The 912-nt window shown below is 36.2% G+C and carries 1 protein-coding gene; it reads left to right on the top strand.

Annotated elements, in window-relative coordinates; translation table 11 throughout:
- A partial coding sequence (locus tag IY230_RS04075) for an immunoglobulin-like domain-containing protein (RefSeq protein WP_196370047.1) occupies positions 1 to 767 on the top strand: 767 nt, incomplete at its 5' end.
- Between the last annotated feature and the right edge of the window lie 145 nt (positions 768 to 912).

The raw sequence follows: 912 nt of genomic DNA, 5'->3' as shown, positions 1-912 counted from the left end.
CATTACCTGCTACAACTACTGAAGATTTAGTATTACCTACTGAATTAACTAAAGGTTCAACGGTTGTTTGGGCTACTTCAAATGATGCTGTTATCGCTTTAGACGGTAAAATTACAAGAGGCGAAAATGATGTTGTTGTTACATTAACAGCTACATTAACTAACGGTGAAGAAGAAGATACTAAAGTATTTGAAATCACTGTTAAAGGTACTGCAGTTGTTGAAGTATTTGCTTCAGACTTATTCATCTCAATGTATGTTGAAGGTGCTCCTGGTAACAGAAAAGCAATCCAAATCTTCAACGGTACTGGTGCAACAGTAGACTTATCAATCTATACAGTTAAAATGGGTCCTAATGGTGGTGCATGGGCTGCAACTCCAATTCAATTAACTGGTACATTAGCTCATGGTGAAGTGTATGTGATCGTTAACTCAACTGATGGTAATTTCCCTGGTGACTTAACTACAAATAATTTAAACCCTAATGGTGACGATGCGATTGGTCTATTTAAGAACAATGAATTAATTGATGTGTTTGGTGTTCAAGGACAAGACCCAGGTGCTGGTTGGTCATTATCTGGTGAAGGTGATGGCACTGATACTGTTGACAAAGTTGTTGGAAGAAAAACCGATGTTACAGGTCCATCAACAACTTGGGTTCGTGCAGAATGGGAAGTGTTATTATCAATTCCTTCAGCTGGTGCTGCAACTACAGACCCTCAAGTAGCTGAATTATTAGGTTCATTTGACTGGGATTTCTTAGCATAACAATTTAATCTTTACAAAGAAGGAGTGTTCGAAAGAACCCTCCTTTTTTTTAACCTATATCAAATATTAATTTGATAAATACATGATTTTACGATATAATTATAAGCACATAAGAAAGCGTATTACTTAGGATAAAAAAGGACTA

It is taken from the genome of Acholeplasma laidlawii (genome assembly GCF_015709225.1).
Lineage (GTDB): Bacteria > Bacillota_I > Bacilli_A > Acholeplasmatales > Acholeplasmataceae > Acholeplasma > Acholeplasma laidlawii_A.
The sequence above is the reverse complement of the archived record's forward strand: the minus strand, read 5'-3'. Positions and strand labels throughout refer to the sequence as shown.